The 16,127-nt window shown below is 40.0% G+C and carries 24 protein-coding genes; 18 read left to right on the forward strand and 6 right to left on the reverse strand.

Annotated elements, in window-relative coordinates; all coding sequences use genetic code 11:
* Positions 1-564: 564 nt before the first annotated feature.
* Positions 565-903, forward strand: coding sequence for a YqjD family protein (locus tag NNJ73_RS01820; RefSeq protein WP_254492436.1), 339 nt, complete (start codon positions 565-567; stop codon positions 901-903).
* 3 nt (positions 904-906) lie between these two features.
* On the forward strand, positions 907-1,359 hold the full coding sequence (locus tag NNJ73_RS01825) for a phage holin family protein (protein ID WP_254492437.1): 453 nt from the start codon (positions 907-909) through the stop codon (positions 1,357-1,359).
* A gap of 375 nt (positions 1,360-1,734) precedes the next feature.
* Here NNJ73_RS01825 and NNJ73_RS01830 read toward each other — a convergent pair whose 3' ends face one another.
* A complete protein-coding gene (locus NNJ73_RS01830; protein ID WP_254492438.1) occupies positions 1,735-2,466 on the reverse strand; it encodes a nuclease in 732 nt (243 codons plus the stop codon).
* Positions 2,467-2,612: 146 nt separating this feature from the next.
* Here NNJ73_RS01830 and NNJ73_RS01835 point away from each other — a divergent pair, with 146 nt between their 5' ends.
* From NNJ73_RS01835 to virB11, 16 genes are all read left to right on the forward strand, one after another.
* On the forward strand, positions 2,613-2,960 hold the full coding sequence (locus tag NNJ73_RS01835) for a TrbC/VirB2 family protein (RefSeq protein ID WP_254492439.1): 348 nt from the start codon (positions 2,613-2,615) through the stop codon (positions 2,958-2,960).
* 28 nt (positions 2,961-2,988) lie between these two features.
* On the forward strand, positions 2,989-3,315 hold the full coding sequence (locus NNJ73_RS01840; RefSeq protein ID WP_254492441.1) for a type IV secretion system protein VirB3: 327 nt from the start codon (positions 2,989-2,991) through the stop codon (positions 3,313-3,315).
* Positions 3,312-5,672, forward strand: a complete 2,361-nt coding sequence (locus NNJ73_RS01845; protein ID WP_254492442.1) for a VirB4 family type IV secretion/conjugal transfer ATPase — start codon at positions 3,312-3,314, stop codon at positions 5,670-5,672. Before NNJ73_RS01840 ends, NNJ73_RS01845 begins: the two co-directional genes overlap by 4 nt.
* Positions 5,669-6,442, forward strand: a complete 774-nt coding sequence (locus tag NNJ73_RS01850) for a type IV secretion system protein (protein ID WP_254492443.1) — start codon at positions 5,669-5,671, stop codon at positions 6,440-6,442. The genes NNJ73_RS01845 and NNJ73_RS01850 overlap by 4 nt, the downstream gene beginning before the upstream one ends.
* 23 nt (positions 6,443-6,465) lie before the next feature.
* Complete coding sequence (locus NNJ73_RS01855; protein WP_254492444.1) at positions 6,466-6,732, forward strand: EexN family lipoprotein; 267 nt, start codon at positions 6,466-6,468, stop codon at positions 6,730-6,732.
* A gap of 2 nt (positions 6,733-6,734) precedes the next feature.
* Positions 6,735-7,157 (forward strand): EexN family lipoprotein, encoded by a 423-nt coding sequence (locus tag NNJ73_RS01860; RefSeq protein ID WP_254492445.1) that lies wholly within the window; start codon positions 6,735-6,737, stop codon positions 7,155-7,157.
* Positions 7,158-7,159: 2 nt separating this feature from the next.
* Positions 7,160-7,540, forward strand: a complete 381-nt coding sequence (locus NNJ73_RS01865; protein ID WP_254492446.1) for an EexN family lipoprotein — start codon at positions 7,160-7,162, stop codon at positions 7,538-7,540.
* Between the two features lie 209 nt (positions 7,541-7,749).
* Positions 7,750-8,130: an EexN family lipoprotein gene (locus NNJ73_RS01870; protein WP_254492447.1), complete on the forward strand. Its 381-nt coding sequence runs from the start codon at positions 7,750-7,752 to the stop codon at positions 8,128-8,130.
* 302 nt (positions 8,131-8,432) lie between these two features.
* Positions 8,433-8,723, forward strand: coding sequence for an EexN family lipoprotein (locus tag NNJ73_RS01875; RefSeq protein ID WP_139412421.1), 291 nt, complete (start codon positions 8,433-8,435; stop codon positions 8,721-8,723).
* A gap of 305 nt (positions 8,724-9,028) precedes the next feature.
* The gene (locus NNJ73_RS01880; protein WP_254492448.1) at positions 9,029-9,328 is read left to right on the forward strand and encodes an EexN family lipoprotein; all 300 of its coding nucleotides are present in this window, start codon (positions 9,029-9,031) and stop codon (positions 9,326-9,328) included.
* 62 nt (positions 9,329-9,390) lie between these two features.
* Complete coding sequence (locus NNJ73_RS01885) at positions 9,391-10,302, forward strand: type IV secretion system protein (protein WP_254492449.1); 912 nt, start codon at positions 9,391-9,393, stop codon at positions 10,300-10,302.
* 14 nt (positions 10,303-10,316) lie between these two features.
* Positions 10,317-10,598: a type IV secretion protein VblB7 gene (locus NNJ73_RS01890; protein ID WP_254492451.1), complete on the forward strand. Its 282-nt coding sequence runs from the start codon at positions 10,317-10,319 to the stop codon at positions 10,596-10,598.
* A complete protein-coding gene (locus tag NNJ73_RS01895) occupies positions 10,595-11,266 on the forward strand; it encodes a virB8 family protein (protein ID WP_254492452.1) in 672 nt (223 codons plus the stop codon). The genes NNJ73_RS01890 and NNJ73_RS01895 overlap by 4 nt, the downstream gene beginning before the upstream one ends.
* A gap of 2 nt (positions 11,267-11,268) precedes the next feature.
* Positions 11,269-12,120 carry a P-type conjugative transfer protein VirB9 gene (virB9, locus tag NNJ73_RS01900; protein ID WP_254492453.1) on the forward strand — a complete coding sequence of 284 codons (852 nt, stop codon included), beginning with the start codon at positions 11,269-11,271 and terminating at the stop codon, positions 12,118-12,120.
* A gap of 39 nt (positions 12,121-12,159) precedes the next feature.
* Positions 12,160-13,344, forward strand: coding sequence for a type IV secretion system protein VirB10 (gene virB10, locus NNJ73_RS01905; RefSeq protein WP_254492454.1), 1,185 nt, complete (start codon positions 12,160-12,162; stop codon positions 13,342-13,344).
* A 65-nt stretch (positions 13,345-13,409) separates the two neighbouring features.
* On the forward strand, positions 13,410-14,462 hold the full coding sequence (virB11, locus tag NNJ73_RS01910; RefSeq protein WP_254492455.1) for a P-type DNA transfer ATPase VirB11: 1,053 nt from the start codon (positions 13,410-13,412) through the stop codon (positions 14,460-14,462).
* Between the two features lie 22 nt (positions 14,463-14,484).
* On the opposite strand, the gene NNJ73_RS01915 is transcribed toward virB11, so the two are convergent.
* From NNJ73_RS01915 to NNJ73_RS01935, 5 genes are all read right to left on the reverse strand, one after another.
* Positions 14,485-14,799 (reverse strand): DNA-binding transcriptional regulator, encoded by a 315-nt coding sequence (locus tag NNJ73_RS01915; protein WP_254492457.1) that lies wholly within the window; start codon positions 14,797-14,799, stop codon positions 14,485-14,487.
* Positions 14,799-15,140, reverse strand: a complete 342-nt coding sequence (locus tag NNJ73_RS01920) for a type II toxin-antitoxin system RelE/ParE family toxin (protein WP_254492458.1) — start codon at positions 15,138-15,140, stop codon at positions 14,799-14,801. Before NNJ73_RS01920 ends, NNJ73_RS01915 begins: the two co-directional genes overlap by 1 nt.
* A gap of 103 nt (positions 15,141-15,243) precedes the next feature.
* Positions 15,244-15,507, reverse strand: a complete 264-nt coding sequence (locus NNJ73_RS01925) for a type II toxin-antitoxin system RelB/DinJ family antitoxin (protein WP_254492459.1) — start codon at positions 15,505-15,507, stop codon at positions 15,244-15,246.
* 200 nt (positions 15,508-15,707) lie between these two features.
* Positions 15,708-15,956: a HigA family addiction module antitoxin gene (locus tag NNJ73_RS01930; protein WP_254492460.1), complete on the reverse strand. Its 249-nt coding sequence runs from the start codon at positions 15,954-15,956 to the stop codon at positions 15,708-15,710.
* 13 nt (positions 15,957-15,969) lie between these two features.
* Positions 15,970-16,065 carry a hypothetical protein gene (locus tag NNJ73_RS01935; RefSeq protein ID WP_254492462.1) on the reverse strand — a complete coding sequence of 32 codons (96 nt, stop codon included), beginning with the start codon at positions 16,063-16,065 and terminating at the stop codon, positions 15,970-15,972.
* Positions 16,066-16,127: the final 62 nt, after the last annotated feature.

Here is a 16,127-nt window from a genome sequence, read left to right on the forward strand (position 1 = left end):
ATAGTTTTATTCCCTAAACGCTCTCTCTTATTCTAAAGAAATCATTCAAGAAATTTTTTATAACCCTTCAAAAGTTTACCTTACTTAAGTTACTTTACTGTGTAAATTTGGCAAAATGATAGACTTATCAGAAATCTCCCATACAATATTTCAATTAGTAAAAATAATGCATCATCTTATCTACTTACAACATATTGATTTATAAGAATAATTTATCATCATTACGGTTGAGTAAGCCCCTCATATTGCAAGCTTTTCTCATTTCAACCGCTCTTGAATAAAGAGAACAAAACATATGCAAGGGATAATTTATACGGGATAAACAACAAAGATTTTTCTCTTAAAGAAAAAGATCTTTAACCTTTTAAAAGAAACAGCCCCCCAAAAGCGAGAAAATGGTGCTGAATACCTTGAAAGGCATAAAACAATTTTAAAAATTGTACAAAAAGACAAGGAACTAAAAAACACTTTTAGCGTTATCCCAGCAGTAAAAATTTTCACTCCCATGCAAATGATTACGATGAACACAGCAAACACCACTATACAAGAGAGGGAAAGAACATCATGAACAAGAACAAAACAACACAAAAAAATAAAACTGCAGCAGAAAAAGATCTACAAAACGAGCTCCAGGGACAGTTAGAAACGTTACGTCATGAAATTTCAGGGATGACCTCCACACTGACAGATCTTGGTGCTAAAAAATTCAATGCGGCCAAAGACAAAGCGGAAAAACTGTACCACTCAGCAAAAGAAAGTAGTGAAGACATCATGTCTCAAGCAAAAGACAAAATCAGTGATCTTGAGCAAACTATGAATCAATGCGTTCGTAAAAATCCTGGCAAAAGTGTTTTGTTTGCAGCAGGGGTTGGTTTTATTCTTTCTCAGTTACTGCGTCGTTAAGCAATGCATAAGTTTATCACTCCTCTTTTAAACCATCTTGTCGGTGGAGGGCTAAAAAGCACTGTCAAGCAAGTGCGCCTTCAAGCAATTTGCTGTGGGTTTATTGGCATTTCATTATTCATGGCTTTGCTTTTTTTATGTATGATTGGTTTTCTTGGGTTATGTACTGTTATGAAGCCACTTTTTGCCGCCAGTATCATGTTTTTAATTTGGCTTTTTCTTGCCGGCTTAGCACTTATGATCAACAGGGTTCTGAAGGTTTATCAACGCTATGACCAACAAAAAAAGACCGAAGAACAACGTCACAAACTGATGACAGATGCGACTATTTCCAGTCTTGCTGTTCTCAGTCAACATCTCCCTTTTGCCAAATTGGGTGTGCCCATTCTGGGACTAGCAACGTATTTTCTGTGGAAAAAAGATAAAAAAGACCGCCTTTTAGATGAAAATATGTAAGACTGTGTTTCTATCCCCCCCCGGTGCTTTCTTTTACAATAAAAGAAAGCACCTTTTTCTTTCATATTTTTTTTAGCTTCTTCAAGCGCTTGAGAGGAAATCCCTCTCAGAATGCACACGCCATTTTTCACGAACATAGCAGTATGAGAGAATACTTCAGGTAAAAGATCTAAGCAATGCAGTGTTTTTTGAAGGTAAAGGGTTTTTAGTTTTGCTTTTGTCTATTTTTTCATAAGCCTTTTTTCCATGACGAGAGTTATCCATCAAGATCTATATCGCTTATGGTCAACTTTAAAGCTATTAAGGCTCATTGTGGCATATTGTCTTTAATTGTAAACAGCACTGAAGAGGACGCTTGATCAATTATGGTCAAAATCAATTGTGGTCAATGGGATTATAGCTTCCATGCTCTCTTCGCCAATCTTCTGGTTGTTGAAACTGGCTTGACCACAAACCATTTTTTTCTTTTTGAGCGGTCAATTGTAAATTTTTATAGTCTGCGGGGGATGGGAAGTTATGCTGATCTTTTGTCAACACCATCAATCCTTCTGCAAGGCCTAAGCGTGCAAGATCCATGCCATCCACAAAACATTGAGCATAATGAATTTGTTTAATGACACGGGTTTGCCGACAGGTAACATTTTTATCGATTGTTTTTGAGACCAGCCACGCCGTGACAAAAGCCCCACAGGGCCACTTAACACCATTGCGTGAGGCGAATTGCCGCACTTCGCAGGTTTCCACACCATAGAGGCGGATATTGCGCATGATTCTTTTTCTCCATCCATCATCTGTTGGTGTGATCATTTTAAAGGTCACACCACTTGTGACCTGAATCGCACCAGAATAGACGGGAACATTTTCTTCATAAAATTGTCTTGATAACGATTCTAACGGGGAAGACACATCTTGTCCTTGCGCATAATCATGCCTTTTTAAATCTGTTTCTTGAAACTGTTTTTCCACTGTCTTCTGTATCTTTTGTACAACAGGGCTTTGCATAAAATCTTCAAAATATTTACGAAAATAAAAAACAGCTGAAAAAATAAAAAAAATAAAAATCAGATATTTAAATGCTGATCGAGAAGTTTTTTTTAAAAATATCATTTTGTATATTATAAAGAATTTTGTTTATTGTACTATAAAAAATAAAATACTATAAATGAAACAGTAGAATTTTTTATTTTCTTACGTTATACATTACAGTAAATTAATGTTAAGCAATTTTTAATTTAATACGCGGGGACATTTTTATGCCTAAAATAAATAATCACTTTACGACTAGCCGTACTTTATCAAAATTCGCCTTTTCAAACACTCAAAAGAAATGGCTAACCACAGTCTTGATGCTTTTTATTGCTTTCCTTGCACTCAGTGATCCAGCATTTGCAGAAGGCTTCGGAAAAGTTGAAGGTGCACTTCAAAAAATAGTTGACACTTTAAACGGATCTATTGCCACATCAATTGCCACCATTGCGGTTGCTGGTATCGGGCTTGCCTGGATTGCTGGTTATGTTGAAATGCGTAAGGCATTTTTTGTTTGTGTTGGCATTGGCATAATCTTTGGCGCAGCGCAAATCGTATCAATGCTTAAAGCTTAATTAACGTGCTCTAGCATTTTCAAAAATCATGAAAGAGCATGAGAAGCTAACGGAGGATACGTTATTTCTTGCTTGCACGCGCCCTGCAATGATTGCAGGCGTGACGGTGGAAGCTATGGGATTAAATGGGATAGGATCGATGATATTGTTTATTATGGCAGGCAATATTTTTCTTTTAACCATTGGTGTTGCCATCCATTTCATATTCAAAGAAATTCTCAAACATGACCATAACAAATTTCGTATTCTTCTGACATGGCAAAAGACAACTATTTTTGCCAGAAATTCTAGTCTATGGGGTGGAGGAAGTATTTCTCCATTACGATTAATTCGTAATTATGAGGAATTAAAATGAAAACAGCAGAGCGCAAGCGTGAAAAGCAGCCAGAAGCGATCATCCCTTACGTGCGCCATGTAAACAAGCATGTCATTGCACTGGATTCACGCGCGCTCATGATGGTTGTTAAACTTGAGGGCATTAACTTTGAGACAGCGGATATTATTGATCTGAACGTGCTTCACGAACAGCTCAATAATCTGTTTAAGAACATTGCGGATGAACGGATTGCGCTTTATAGCCATATTATCCGAAAGCGGGAGACGGTTTATCCGGATGGCACTTTCAGATCGGCATTTGCCAAGCAATTAGATGATAAATATCGTGAGCGAATGGTTTCTCAGGAGCTTTATCGCAATGAGCTTTATCTTTCAATTTTGTGGAATCCACACGTTGATAAGACGGATAAATTATTAGAATTTTTTAAACGTTTAGGCAAAGCCAAGCAAGAAAAAACGGAAGTTGATGAAGAATCGATTCGCAAGCTTGAAGATATTACGACAGATGTCATTCAAAATTTAGAGCGTTATGGCGCAAGAAGATTAAGTCTGTATGAGTATGAAGGCACTATTTATTCGCAGCAAAGTGAGTTTATTCACCAACTGGTAGGCGGTCGTCGTGAACGCATACCGTTGACATGGGGGACGATAGCGTCGACTGTTTATTCAGACCGTCTGATTTTTGGGAAAGAAGTCATAGAAATACGCACCGAAGCGGGCCAGCGTTTTGCTGGCATGTTTGGTTGGAAAGAGTATCCAGCCAAAACCAGAGTAGGCATGGCGGATGGTCTTTTAACGCTTCCCTTTGAGTTTATTTTTACGCAATCTTTTATTTTCAAGAGCAAAAATGCTGCCAAGCAGATTATGGGTCGCAAACAAAACCAGATGGTCAATGCCGGAGATCGTGCGGGCTCACAAATCATGGAGCTGGATGATGCGCTTGATGATCTTGAATCGAATCGTTTTGTTTTAGGGGAGCATCATTTATCGTTAGCGGTTTTTGCCGATGAGCCACAAGAGTTAGCGGATAATCTTGCCAAAGCACGTTCTCGTCTGACAGATGGTGGTGCTGTTATTGCGCGGGAGGATTTAGGGTTAGCGGCGGCTTGGTGGGCACAATTGCCTGGCAATTATGCCTATCGCACCCGCTCTGGCGCGATAACCAGCCGCAATTATGCAGCGCTTTCACCTTTTCATTCTTTTCCGGTTGGCAAAATAGATGGCAATGTGTGGGGACCAGCGGTAGCCTTGATGAAGACTTCAGCTGGTTCGCCGTTTTATTTTAACTTTCACTTTGGTGATTTAGGCAATACCTTTGTCTGTGGTCCGTCTGGTTCTGGTAAAACGGTTATTGTTAATTTTTTACTAGCACAACTTCAAAAGCATGATCCCAATATGGTGTTTTTTGATAAGGATCGTGGAGCAGAGCTTTTTGTCAGAGCGGGTGGCGGCACGTATATGCCTTTAAAAAATGGCAAGCCGACGGGGATAGCACCCTTAAAAGGTTTAGATTATAGCAATCCAGCTGATAGGGTCTTTTTACGCCAATGGATTACCAAGCTTGTTTCTGCTGAGGGTCAAAAGATTAGTGAATCGGAAAGGCAAGATATTGCTTCTGCGGTTGACCAACTTGCCTTGCTCCCTCAAGAGCAGCGGACCATATCGGCTTTACAAATGTTTTTTGACACCACGCATCGGGAGGGGATAGCGGGGCGTTTAGAGCGATGGTGTAAAGGCAATGCTTTAGGGTGGGTATTTGACAATCCTGATGATGACATAGGGATTGATGCCAAATTTATTGGTTATGATATGACGGATTTTTTGGACAATGACGAAATTCGTCCACCATTAATGATGTATCTCTTTCATAGGATTCTGTCTCTGATTGACGGGCGTCGTATTATCATTGTCATTGATGAGTTTTGGAAAGCGCTAGAGGATGATTCCTTTAAAGCCTTTGCGCAAGATAGGCTGAAGACCATTCGGAAGCAAAATGGTTTGATGTTGTTTGCCACGCAATCTCCCAAAGATGCGATTAATTCGACGATAGCCCACACCATTATAGAGCAATGTCCCACCCAGGTTTATTTTCCCAATCAAAAGGGGAACCACGCGGATTATGTAGAGGGTTTTAAATTATCAGACCGAGAGTTTAACCTGATACAAACAGAATTAAGCCGAGAGTCACGGCGTTTTCTCATCAAGCAGGGACAAAGTTCTGTGGTAGCAGAACTGAATTTACGGGGTTTTGATGATGAAATAGCCATTTTAAGCGGCACCACGAAAAACATTGAACTTCTCGAAACCATTATGGAAGAAGTTGGGACATCTCCAGATAAATGGCTTCCTATTTTCCAAGAAAGGTCAAAACAATGAAAAAACTTTTATTGGCAACCGCGCTTTGCGCAATTTCTTTAGGCTTAAAAACAAATGCCTTAGCCATGATGGTATATGATCCCGCGGCTGTAGGACAAATGATGAAACAATTCGAACAAGGCAAACTACATCTTCAAGAATTGCAGAAACAATTTAAGCTAGGCACAGAACAGCTTGATCAATTAAAGAGCCAACTCGATCAAATGAAACAACTCTATAGCTCTTTAAATGCCAAACCTGACATTTCGGCATTGAAAGAAATGTTTAACAAGCAAGGGAGCAATGGCGCTCTGCCTTCTGACTTTAACCACTTTCAACAATCGATGGGCAGCGGCGGCGGTGGCGGTGGTGGCGGGAGCAGCAGCAAAAACGCACAAAAATGGCAAGAAGAGCTTAAATATAAAGAGCCCGCGGGGGGTGCAGGATCAAAAGAAGCGGTGGATGCTTTTTACGCAGAGGAAGTTAAAAAAGCTGAACAGCACATAGTAGGACAAGCGGCAAAAGGCCAAGATGTCTACGAAGAAGCCAGTGAAACGCAAAAAGAGATTAACAAGCTTCTCGATAAACTTGGAAACACTGATAAGGCTGGTGAAATTCAAGGCATTCAAGCAAAATTATCGGCGATACAAGCAAAACTGCAAACACAAGTCCTTCAAATGCAAGCCGCCGCGATGATTCAACAAGCAGAAGATAAAGCGGCAGAACAACGTGGCTACGAAGAATTTACAGCACGATATAAAGATTTTGCCAAAAAACTGCGTGGTCAATAAAGGGAAAAAAGAGGGGCTTGAACATGAACAAGATCATCATAACAACATTGCTACTTTGCACAGGGCTTATGGCTTCTGGCTGTGAAAAAACCTACAGCGTAGAAGAATTAAAAAAAGACAAAAAACTGATGGAAGAAGTACTCGTGAAATGTTTGACATCAGGGGATCTTAAATCGAAAAATTGTAAAAACGCAGAGCAAGCTGAATTTGAAACCCGTAAGAAATGGGGAGGTTTTGGCTCTACAAATGATGAGCAGCAAAAATCTGAAAAACAAGGGGACAATCATTAATCATGAATAAAATCATCATACCAGCATTACTGCTTTGCACAGGGCTTATGGCTGCTGGCTGTGAAAAAACCTATAGCGTCGCAGAATTTAAAAAAGATAAAAAATTGATGGAAGAGTGGAATGCAAGATGCGGATTCACAGGAACTGCCAAAAATTGTGAAAACTTAAGGTTAGCGCAGCTTGAACTTCAAAAGGAATATGAAGCAAAAGCGGAAGAAAGAATTAGGGAACAAAACGAAGGTTTTCGTGATGCTATGGAAAAGTTTCAAGCCGAAATGGAAGCAGAACATCAAAGAAGACAAGCTGAAATAAAAAAACTAAAGGCTGAACTAGAAAAAAAAGAAGCTGAAGAAAAAGCAAAAGAGCGTGCTGAAGAAGAACAAAGAGCAAAAGAGCGCGCTAAACAACAACAGGACCGTCATTAATCATGAACAAGATCACCATAACAACATTGCTACTTAGCACTGGAATTATCGCTGCTGGCTGTGAAAAAACCTATAGCGTCGCTGAATTTAAAAAAGATAAAAATTTACGCTTAGAGTGGGATGCTAAATGTGGATTTGCAGGAACTTCAAAGAATTGTGAAAACATGCGGTTAGCATTTTTAGAACTTGAAAAAGAATATAAAGCACAAGCTGAAGAAAGAAGTCGTAAAGCAGCAGAGGAGCGGAAAAAAAGTATGGATGAACTTATGGCTAAAGAAAAAGCTAGACATGAAAAATGGAAAGCTGAATTTGAAGCAAAACAACGGGCTAAAGCCGAACGAGAAGCGAAAGAAAAAGCTGAACAGAAACAAAATAATAATTAAATTATAAAAATACACAACGAATAGCGAAATATCTAAATGGCAATAGTAACCAAAGGCGTATTTACTGATATAGATGATATGTTAATGGAACCCCTTACAGAGGCAACAGACAATACCTCTGTACATAGCTATTGCGCTTTAGCTGCTCAAGCTAAACACTTACAAGCATCTTATATTACATTTACTGAAAGGAAAAAGGGGAAATATTGATGAATAAAGTTCTCATAACAACATTGCTACTTGGCACAGGACTCATCGCTGCTGGATGTGAAAAAACCTATAGCGTCGCAGAATTTAAAAAAGATAAAAAATTGATGGAAGAGTGGAATGCTAAATGTGGATTCGCAGGAACTGCCAAAAATTGTGAAAACTTAAGATTAGCGCAGCTTGAACTTCAAAAGGAATATGAAGCAAAAGCTGGAGAGAGACAGCGTAAAGCCGCAGAAGACTTGGATAAAAGATTAAAGGAACTTAGGGATAAAGAAGACGCTGAATATGAAAAATGGAAAGCTGAATTTGAAGCTAAGCAACGGGCTAAAGCCGAACAAGAAGCAAAAGAAAAAGCTGAACAGAAACAAAATAATAATTAAATTATAAAAATACACAACGAATAGCGAAGTATCTAAATGGCAATAGTAACCAAAGGCGTATTTTCTTATATCGACAATATGTTGATGAATCCCCTTACAGAGGCAACAAACAATACCTCTGCACATAGCTATTGCGCTTTAGCTGCTCAACTTAAAGAACCTTACAGACTATACAATAGATTTATGGCAACATTATGTCACTGCCCTAGATTTATCATCACTGGTTATAAAACTAGAACCTAGCATAATTTTAAAATTGTGCTCAAACCTTGTAAAACTGAAAGGAAAAAGGGGAAATATCGATGAATAAAGTTCTCATAACAACATTGCTACTTGGCACAGGACTCATCGCTGCTGGCTGTGAAAAAACCTATAGCGTCGCAGAATTTAAAAAAGATGAAAAATTACGCCTAGAGTGGGATGCTAGATGTGGATTTGCAGGAACTTCAAAAAATTGTGAAAACATGCGGTTAGCATTTTTAGAACTTGAGAAAGAACGTCAGGCAAAAGCTAAAGAAATATGGAACGCTACATTTGGGATAAAAGAGCGTGCTGATGAAGAAAAAAAAGCGAAAGAACAAAATAATAATTAAATTATAAAAATACACAACGAAGAGCGGAGCATTTAAATGGCAGTAGACAGCAAAGGCATATTCACTGATAGAGACACGATATTAACGCAGCCTCTTACAAAGACAATGAATGACGCCATCACACATAGCTATTGCGCTTTAGCTGCTCAACTTAAATAACCTTGCAGACTATACAATAGATTTATGGCAAGATTATGTCACTGCCCTAGATTTATCATCACTGGTTATAAAAAACCGATAACCTAGCATAATTTAAAAATTGTGCTCAAACCTTGTAAAACTGAAAGAAAGAAGGGGAAATATCGATGAATAAAGTTCTCATAACAACATTGCTACTTTGCACTGGGCTCATCACAGCTGGTTGTGAAAAAATCCACAGTGTAGGGGAATTTAAGAAAGACGAAAAATTACGCGATGAGTGGATATCTAAATGTATGTGGAAAAAGCCTTCTGAGACAGAATCTCCTCAAAATTGTGAAAACTTAGGAAAAGCAATAGACGAACTTGGTAAAGAATCCTTTCAAAAATATCTAAATGAATATCGTAAAAATGACGATAAGAAAAAAACAGAAGAGCAATCTGAAAAGAAAGAGGACAGTAATTAAAGCATAAAAATTCAACTTAGTATGGAACGCAAAACCCATATGATAAGGAGCGGAGGAAAACAATGGCAGCGTATGATATATTTACCATGATAGACAACGGGTTGATGGAGCCCCTCACAAAGGTAATGGATGACACCATTAGAAATCTCTCATCGTCTTTATCTACTCCGCTTAAAGCGTCTTGTACAATCTATATTATATTTATAGGATACAATATCATCTATGGGCGTTCTTCCATGCCTTTATGGGACTTTATAGCAACAGTTTTCAAACTTGGCATTATTGTTGCACTTGCCACAAACGCCACCCATTATAATACTTGGGTTAGGGATATATTCTTCAACGATCTGCCGAATGCCATTGCAAATGCTACCCAAGGTGCACATTCAGATAAAAATGTATGGGATAATATGATACAAACTGCTGCTTCACACGTTTTTGATGCTGCCAACAGAGAACATACATTTACATTTGCTGTCTATTGGCTTGCTGGTCTTTTCTGCTTAGGAGTTTCTGCTCTCTTTTGTGGCGTCGGTTTTTTCGTCTCAGTATATGCTAAAATTGGTTTATTTCTTGTCCTATCAGTGGGGCCCCTCTTTATAAGCCTTTATATGTTTTCAGCAACACGAAGGTTTACAGAAGCATGGCTAAATCAAACAGTAAATTTCATTATACTTCAGGTATTAATAGTCATAATCGGTGGTTTATATGTCAAGCTTGCAACAACCATCCTTTCAAGAAGCGTTCTGGATATGATCGTTGCTTTAGTGCAATTTTTAGGTATCAGCAGTTGTGGTATTCTTATCTTTTACAAATTGCCAGAAATCGCATCGGCTTTAGCTTCTGGTGGAGCTGCTCTTACAGGATCAACGAAAGCAGGTGTCGACGCAGTAAAAGCTCCTTTCAAAGCTATGAAGAAGCGTATGGAGAAGATGGAACAGAAAGCAATAGCAATATTAGGTATAATAAAATGAAAGGAAATGGAAGAATGTTTAAAAAAATTGGGGTCATCTTACCATTTCTCTTTCTCAGTGGCTGTATGTCTTCATCACACACGCTGAAGTCACTTCCAAAGTGTGATGGATATTCTAAACGTCCACTCAACCGATCCATGTGGAATTGGGAAGGGAAAAAACCAACACCCACCCCCATCATCATCAGTAACAACACACGCCTACCCTTAAAAGAGGGAAAGCTGGAAATGCTTCTGGCACAAAAGTTAACGGATGAGGAAATGAGATCTTACAAAAATTGCGGGCAAAAAGCATGAAAGAAAAAGACGTAGAACAATACATCGCTGAAGCGCGCTCTTTTGATCAAGACCGCATGTTAGCAGCACGACGCACCACTCGCGCCTCCCTCACAATTGCCGCGATATCCGTTATCGTCGCGCTCATCTCCTCACTCGCGGTCATCACCCTCACACCGCTTAAAACCGTAGAGCCTTTTGTCATCCGTGTGGACAATTCAACCGGTATCACAGAAGTCGTGGAAGCCTTAAAAGAAGGACCCACCAATGTGGATGAAGCCATCACACGCTATTTCGCCGCAAAATACGTCCGCTCGCGTGAAGGCTTTGCCACAGAAGAAGTACAACACAACTTCGAAACTGTCTCTCTCCTCTCTTCCCCTGAAGAGCAGGAAAGATTTGCCAGCTGGTACGGCGCAAGAAATCCACAAAGCCCCCAAATTCTCTATAAACATGCCACCGTTACAATAACGATAAAATCAATCTCCTTCATCAATCAAGATGTTGCTCAAGTGCGTTACTACAGAACAATCCATGACAATGAAAACAACAAAGAATTCATCACTCATTGGGTTGCAACGCTCACCTTTGAATACATCAACGCCCCTATCTCTGTCCAAAATCGTCTGATAAATCCTCTTGGGTTTATTGTTAATGAATATAGAACTGATCCGGAAGTGGTCAACTGATCATGACAAAAAAAATCCTTTTTCTTATTCTCAGCCTCCTCGCCCTTTCTCCTACACCTTGGAGTAACGCCAGTGTTTTTCCCACCCGCGCGCCGAGCGATAGCCGCATTCGCTTCATCAATTATGATGCTTATAATGTCACAAAAATTATTGGCTCCATCCGCTCATCGGTCCAAATAGAATTTTCTGCCAATGAAGAAATTGCGCATGTCGCCATTGGCAACAGCGTCGCATGGGAAGTCGCCCCCGCTGGCAATATTCTTTTCCTCAAAGCGCGCGAAGTCCAACCCATCACCAATCTCCAAGTCGTCACCACAAAACTTGATGGTTCAAAACGCTCCTATCAATTTGAACTGATCATCAAAGATGGAGAAATCTCCTCTGGACAAGAAACCTATTTCCTCGTGAAATTTCGCTACCCCCAAGAAGAAGCAGAACAAAGAAGACTTGCAGCCCTTCTGCGACAAGAAAAAAAACAAGCCAGACAAATCGATAGCGTCTTCAATGCTTATGAAACCTACGGACCACGCAATTGGGCTTACACCGCACAAGGCTCAAGCAACCTTGAACCCTCCTCTGTTTACGACAATGGCAAAACCACAACCTTTACCTTCCCTGACAACCAAGAAATCCCTGCCATTTACATCGTAAGCAGTGATGGAACAGAATCGCTGGTTCCCAAAACCACAAGAGGCAACATGGTTATTGTCCATGCCATTAGCGCACGCTTCACCCTAAGACAGGGAAGAAATGTCCTCTGCATCTTTAACGAAGCCTATCAACCCAAAGGCATCAATCCAGACACCGGCACAACCTCACCATCTGTTGAACGTAAAATTGCATCAGATCTTTAAACATCTTTAAATAAGCGGGAATTCAAAGGGGACCAACACATGAGTGATAAAACCACTATCAGCGATCGAGGCTCAATTGGCGATAAACGCAACAATACCTCACAAAGCCTTGGCAAAAAAATAGTTGTTGCCATCGCCTGTATAGGAGTCTGCGCCTACGTGGTCTGGAACATTCTCTCATCTCCCCCAGAAAAAGAAAAAGACACCGCAAAAGCTCATAAAAAACAAGCACAAAGCTTTCACAACACCCTCGCGCCTTTAGAGATCCTCCCCTCCACCCCGCGTGCAAAAATGGCACCCATAACCCTGCCCGCCCCACAACCACTCGCACCAGCCCCCAAAAAAGATGACCCCTTACTTGATGCCGCAAGACGTGCCCCTGTCTTAGCTTTTGCCAAAGGCTCTAAATCTGAATTAAAAGACGTCGTCAACAATGCTTTCAACCCCCTTGAGAAATTGAATGCCCTTGAAAATCTCGAGCATATGCAAAATTCTCCTGCCGCTCAAAACACACAAAATTTTGCAACCCTCCTAAAACCCACCACATCAGAAGAAACAAAAGCAAAACTCATCGGCAATAGAAACTTTATCATCGCCATGGGAACCTCTATCCCCTGTATCTTAGAAACCGCCTTAAACAGTGACCAACCAGGCTTTGCCAGCTGCATTATTAACCGCGATATCCTCTCTGACAATGGACGCGTTGTTTTGCTTGATAAAGGAACCCAAGTGGTTGGCGAATATCGCGGAGGCATCAAACAAGGGCAATCCCGTCTCTTCGTCCTCTGGACCAGAGCAAAAACCCCAAACGGGATCATCATCCCCCTTGCCTCACCCGCAACCGACAGTTTAGGGCGCGCCGGCTTTGATGGCAACATCAACACCCACTGGTGGGAACGCTTTGGCTCTTCCCTTTTACTCACCGTTATTGATAGCGCCACAACCACCCTCACCAACAGAATGCAAAACAAGAATAAAGCAGGTGCAAACAACTCTGGAGGCGGTGGCTTTGAAGGCGCAAACAACATGGGAAAAGATGCAGCAAGTATCGCCCTTGAAAACCAAATCAACATCCCCCCTACCTTAGAAAAATTCCAAGGCGAACTGGTCAATATTTTCGTCGCAAGAGATCTCGACTTTTCATCTGTCTATAAACTAACGCTCACCCACAAAAGGAACAGCACTTACTCCCACTCAACCCCGGGCTATTCCTTTTTTCATTAGTCACGCTCACAATCAATAAAAATATATAAATCCCATAAAACACATAAAGTAATTAAAGTCACATTATGCCAACAGCAAAAAATGCAGAACGAGCCTCCATCGTTTTAACAAAATTAAAAATCTTAGATGACTTCCTCAATAATGAAAATTTATTTGAAATTGTCGTCAATCGCCCTGGTGAAGTGATTGTCGAAGGTCCAGATGGTTGGCAAACCCACACAAGAGAAGAACTAACCTACAGCGAGCTAGAAGGCATTGCAAAAGTTGTTGCTGCCTACACAACACAAAAGATCAGTGTAGAAAACCCTGTTCTCTCCGCAACACTCCCCAATAATGAACGCATACAAATTGTCATGCCCCCCGCTGTTTCCCCCAATACCATCAGCATGACAATCCGCAAACCTTCATCACGCACTTTTTCCCTTGAAAGTTTACACGAAAACCAACTGTTTTCTGTGGCAAGAAACGTCAGTTTCACCCCCCTTGAACAAATGAAAAAGCGAGCAGATGAACTTTCTGACACAGAACAAGAACTAATAGACCTCTTTATCGCCAAAGATTTTTGCAAGTTTTTAGAACGCGCCGTTATCACTCAACAAAACATCTTAATATCTGGCAAAACCGGCTCTGGAAAGACCACCCTCTCCAAAGCTTTAATTGCCAAAATCCCCGAATACGAACGCATTCTCACCATTGAAGACACACCAGAACTGGTTGTTCCCCATTCAAACAAAGTGCAACTTTTTTATTCGAAAGATAACCAAGGCTTAGCAAAAGCTGGTGCAAAAGAACTCCTTGAATCGGGCTTGCGCATGCGCCCCGACCGCATTCTTCTACAAGAGCTGCGTGATGGCACAGCCTTTTACTATATCCGCAATGTCAACTCTGGTCACCCAGGCTCCATCACCACAGTTCATGCCTCCACAGCCCTTTCCGCCTTTGAACAAATGACCCTTCTTGTCAAAGAAAGTGAGGGTGGCGGTAATTTAGCAAGAGAAGACATCCGCGGCTTATTAATTTCTATGATAGACGTCATCATCCAATGCAAACGCCTTGAAGGCAAATTTCGTGTCACAGAAATTTACTACGACCCCTTCAAGCGCCGTGATGCTTTTTAAAAAAATAACACCTTCCCCCTTCTTAAGCCAATAGAGATTTTTTAAGAGCACGATTGATCGCTTCTGGTTCATTTTCAATGATTGAAAGCAACAAACGGGAAGAAGTATCTATAGAATATCGTCCCTGTTCCCAATCACGAATGCGACCTACAGAAAAACCAAAACGTTCCGCAAATTGAGCCTGTGTCAACCCAATATTTTTTCTGATTTTTTTGACATCAACATTTGCAGGAATATGGATACCAAATTTGGTGACATCCGCTTCACCTTTAGCATAGGCAAGAGCTTCACGAGCACCCTGTAATATACGAGAACCAGCTCTACTTGTCTTATCCATTATTTTTCCTTTCGATATTCATCAAGAAGCGCAGTTAAAATTTTCTTCAGCTCATTTCTCTCTGATTTTGTCAAATTTCCTTGAGATGATTTACTATAAATATCTAAGAGAAACACCGGAATATTTTGACCACCAAAAAAGGTAATAACCCTATATCCCCCACTTTTACCCTTATGCTTTGTTGGAAATCTAACTTTCCTTGCTCCACCTGTACCTTGTATAAGATCACCAGCATTTGGATTAACAGCAATAAAAGAAACAATATTAAACAATTCTTCAGGTGATATACCTTCTTCTTTTGCAGAAGTTAAATAAGCTGTCGTTTCAATCACTGTTTGCATACATCATTCAATATACGGAATACCCGTAAATTGTCAATAAAAAATTACGTGATACCCGTAACTATAATGATATAAATTAAAAGCTTATTTATGATCAGAAATATCAAATATCCAAATGACGAAACAAATCTTCCATATCTTTAGCCCTGTATATATCTTCGCCCTTGTCACTTTTCTTGAAAGTTTCAGGCTGTTCCTCATTAGAAATATACATCTCAAACGGCAACCCTCTTTCATTGACAACTTTTGTTAAAGCAATCCGAATAAAATCAGACACCGTAAGTCCTAGACTTGATAATATTTCATGGGCTTCTTTTTTTAACGTCTTATCTATGCGTGCACGTACAATATCTTTTTCCACACTCATATTAAACCTCCTTTGATGACCTCTCTTTTGTCATATGGCTTAATAGGACTACAAACATAAGGTCTTATTCCTTTCCTTACCATGTCACATCTTTTGATTTTATACACACTACTCGCGTTATTTTGCTCTTCCCAATATCTCTGTTGAAAAAATCTAACAGCCGTTTGAAACTCTTTTATGCAATCTTTATCATGAGACTGTTATTTAAGAATTGCTTTTGATAAATCATTATTTGTTTGCAGTGCAAGCCACATACGTGCTGTGCTTACACCAGCCATTTCAAGCCTAATAGCAAGATTAGCACTCATAGCGTCTTTTCCATTTAAAACTCTAGAAAGTGCTCCACGAGATACACCAAGCCACTCTGCTGCTTCATTAATCGATAAACCAAGTTCTTTGATCACATCTTCACGCAATAATTCACCAGGATGTGAAAGATTCTTCATCATTGCTTAGCACTCCTTAGTGATAATCTAGATAATCCACCATTGAGGCATCTACACCATTAAATATGTCATCAAAGCGAAATATCACACGATAATTTCCATTGACAATCATTGACCCATAATCTTTGAGATCACCTTTTAGCAGATGGAATCAAAAGGACGCATAACTTTAAA

Origin of the sequence: Bartonella sp. B1099 (assembly GCF_944801835.1) — a bacterium.
Lineage (GTDB): Bacteria > Pseudomonadota > Alphaproteobacteria > Rhizobiales > Rhizobiaceae > Bartonella.

Bases quoted from the DNA above. Each gene is read 5' to 3' on its own strand.
- NNJ73_RS01915 (WP_254492457.1), bottom strand. From the start codon at position 14,799: ATGGATAAGACAAGTAGAGCTGGTTCTCGTATATTACAGGGTGCTCGT.
- NNJ73_RS01895 (WP_254492452.1), top strand. From the start codon at position 10,595: ATGAAAGAAAAAGACGTAGAACAATACATCGCTGAAGCGCGCTCTTTT.
- NNJ73_RS01930 (WP_254492460.1), bottom strand. From the start codon at position 15,956: ATGATGAAGAATCTTTCACATCCTGGTGAATTATTGCGTGAAGATGTG.
- NNJ73_RS01925 (WP_254492459.1), bottom strand. From the start codon at position 15,507: ATGAGTGTGGAAAAAGATATTGTACGTGCACGCATAGATAAGACGTTA.
- NNJ73_RS01885 (WP_254492449.1), top strand. From the start codon at position 9,391: ATGGCAGCGTATGATATATTTACCATGATAGACAACGGGTTGATGGAG.
- NNJ73_RS01860 (WP_254492445.1), top strand. From the start codon at position 6,735: ATGAATAAAATCATCATACCAGCATTACTGCTTTGCACAGGGCTTATG.
- NNJ73_RS01830 (WP_254492438.1), bottom strand. From the start codon at position 2,466: ATGATATTTTTAAAAAAAACTTCTCGATCAGCATTTAAATATCTGATT.
- NNJ73_RS01870 (WP_254492447.1), top strand. From the start codon at position 7,750: ATGAATAAAGTTCTCATAACAACATTGCTACTTGGCACAGGACTCATC.
- NNJ73_RS01920 (WP_254492458.1), bottom strand. From the start codon at position 15,140: ATGCAAACAGTGATTGAAACGACAGCTTATTTAACTTCTGCAAAAGAA.
- NNJ73_RS01845 (WP_254492442.1), top strand. From the start codon at position 3,312: ATGAAAACAGCAGAGCGCAAGCGTGAAAAGCAGCCAGAAGCGATCATC.
- NNJ73_RS01890 (WP_254492451.1), top strand. From the start codon at position 10,317: ATGTTTAAAAAAATTGGGGTCATCTTACCATTTCTCTTTCTCAGTGGC.
- virB9 (WP_254492453.1), top strand. From the start codon at position 11,269: ATGACAAAAAAAATCCTTTTTCTTATTCTCAGCCTCCTCGCCCTTTCT.
- NNJ73_RS01875 (WP_139412421.1), top strand. From the start codon at position 8,433: ATGAATAAAGTTCTCATAACAACATTGCTACTTGGCACAGGACTCATC.
- NNJ73_RS01850 (WP_254492443.1), top strand. From the start codon at position 5,669: ATGAAAAAACTTTTATTGGCAACCGCGCTTTGCGCAATTTCTTTAGGC.
- NNJ73_RS01840 (WP_254492441.1), top strand. From the start codon at position 2,989: ATGAAAGAGCATGAGAAGCTAACGGAGGATACGTTATTTCTTGCTTGC.
- virB10 (WP_254492454.1), top strand. From the start codon at position 12,160: ATGAGTGATAAAACCACTATCAGCGATCGAGGCTCAATTGGCGATAAA.
- NNJ73_RS01835 (WP_254492439.1), top strand. From the start codon at position 2,613: ATGCCTAAAATAAATAATCACTTTACGACTAGCCGTACTTTATCAAAA.
- NNJ73_RS01935 (WP_254492462.1), bottom strand. From the start codon at position 16,065: ATGATTGTCAATGGAAATTATCGTGTGATATTTCGCTTTGATGACATA.
- NNJ73_RS01880 (WP_254492448.1), top strand. From the start codon at position 9,029: ATGAATAAAGTTCTCATAACAACATTGCTACTTTGCACTGGGCTCATC.
- NNJ73_RS01825 (WP_254492437.1), top strand. From the start codon at position 907: ATGCATAAGTTTATCACTCCTCTTTTAAACCATCTTGTCGGTGGAGGG.
- NNJ73_RS01855 (WP_254492444.1), top strand. From the start codon at position 6,466: ATGAACAAGATCATCATAACAACATTGCTACTTTGCACAGGGCTTATG.
- virB11 (WP_254492455.1), top strand. From the start codon at position 13,410: ATGCCAACAGCAAAAAATGCAGAACGAGCCTCCATCGTTTTAACAAAA.
- NNJ73_RS01865 (WP_254492446.1), top strand. From the start codon at position 7,160: ATGAACAAGATCACCATAACAACATTGCTACTTAGCACTGGAATTATC.
- NNJ73_RS01820 (WP_254492436.1), top strand. From the start codon at position 565: ATGAACAAGAACAAAACAACACAAAAAAATAAAACTGCAGCAGAAAAA.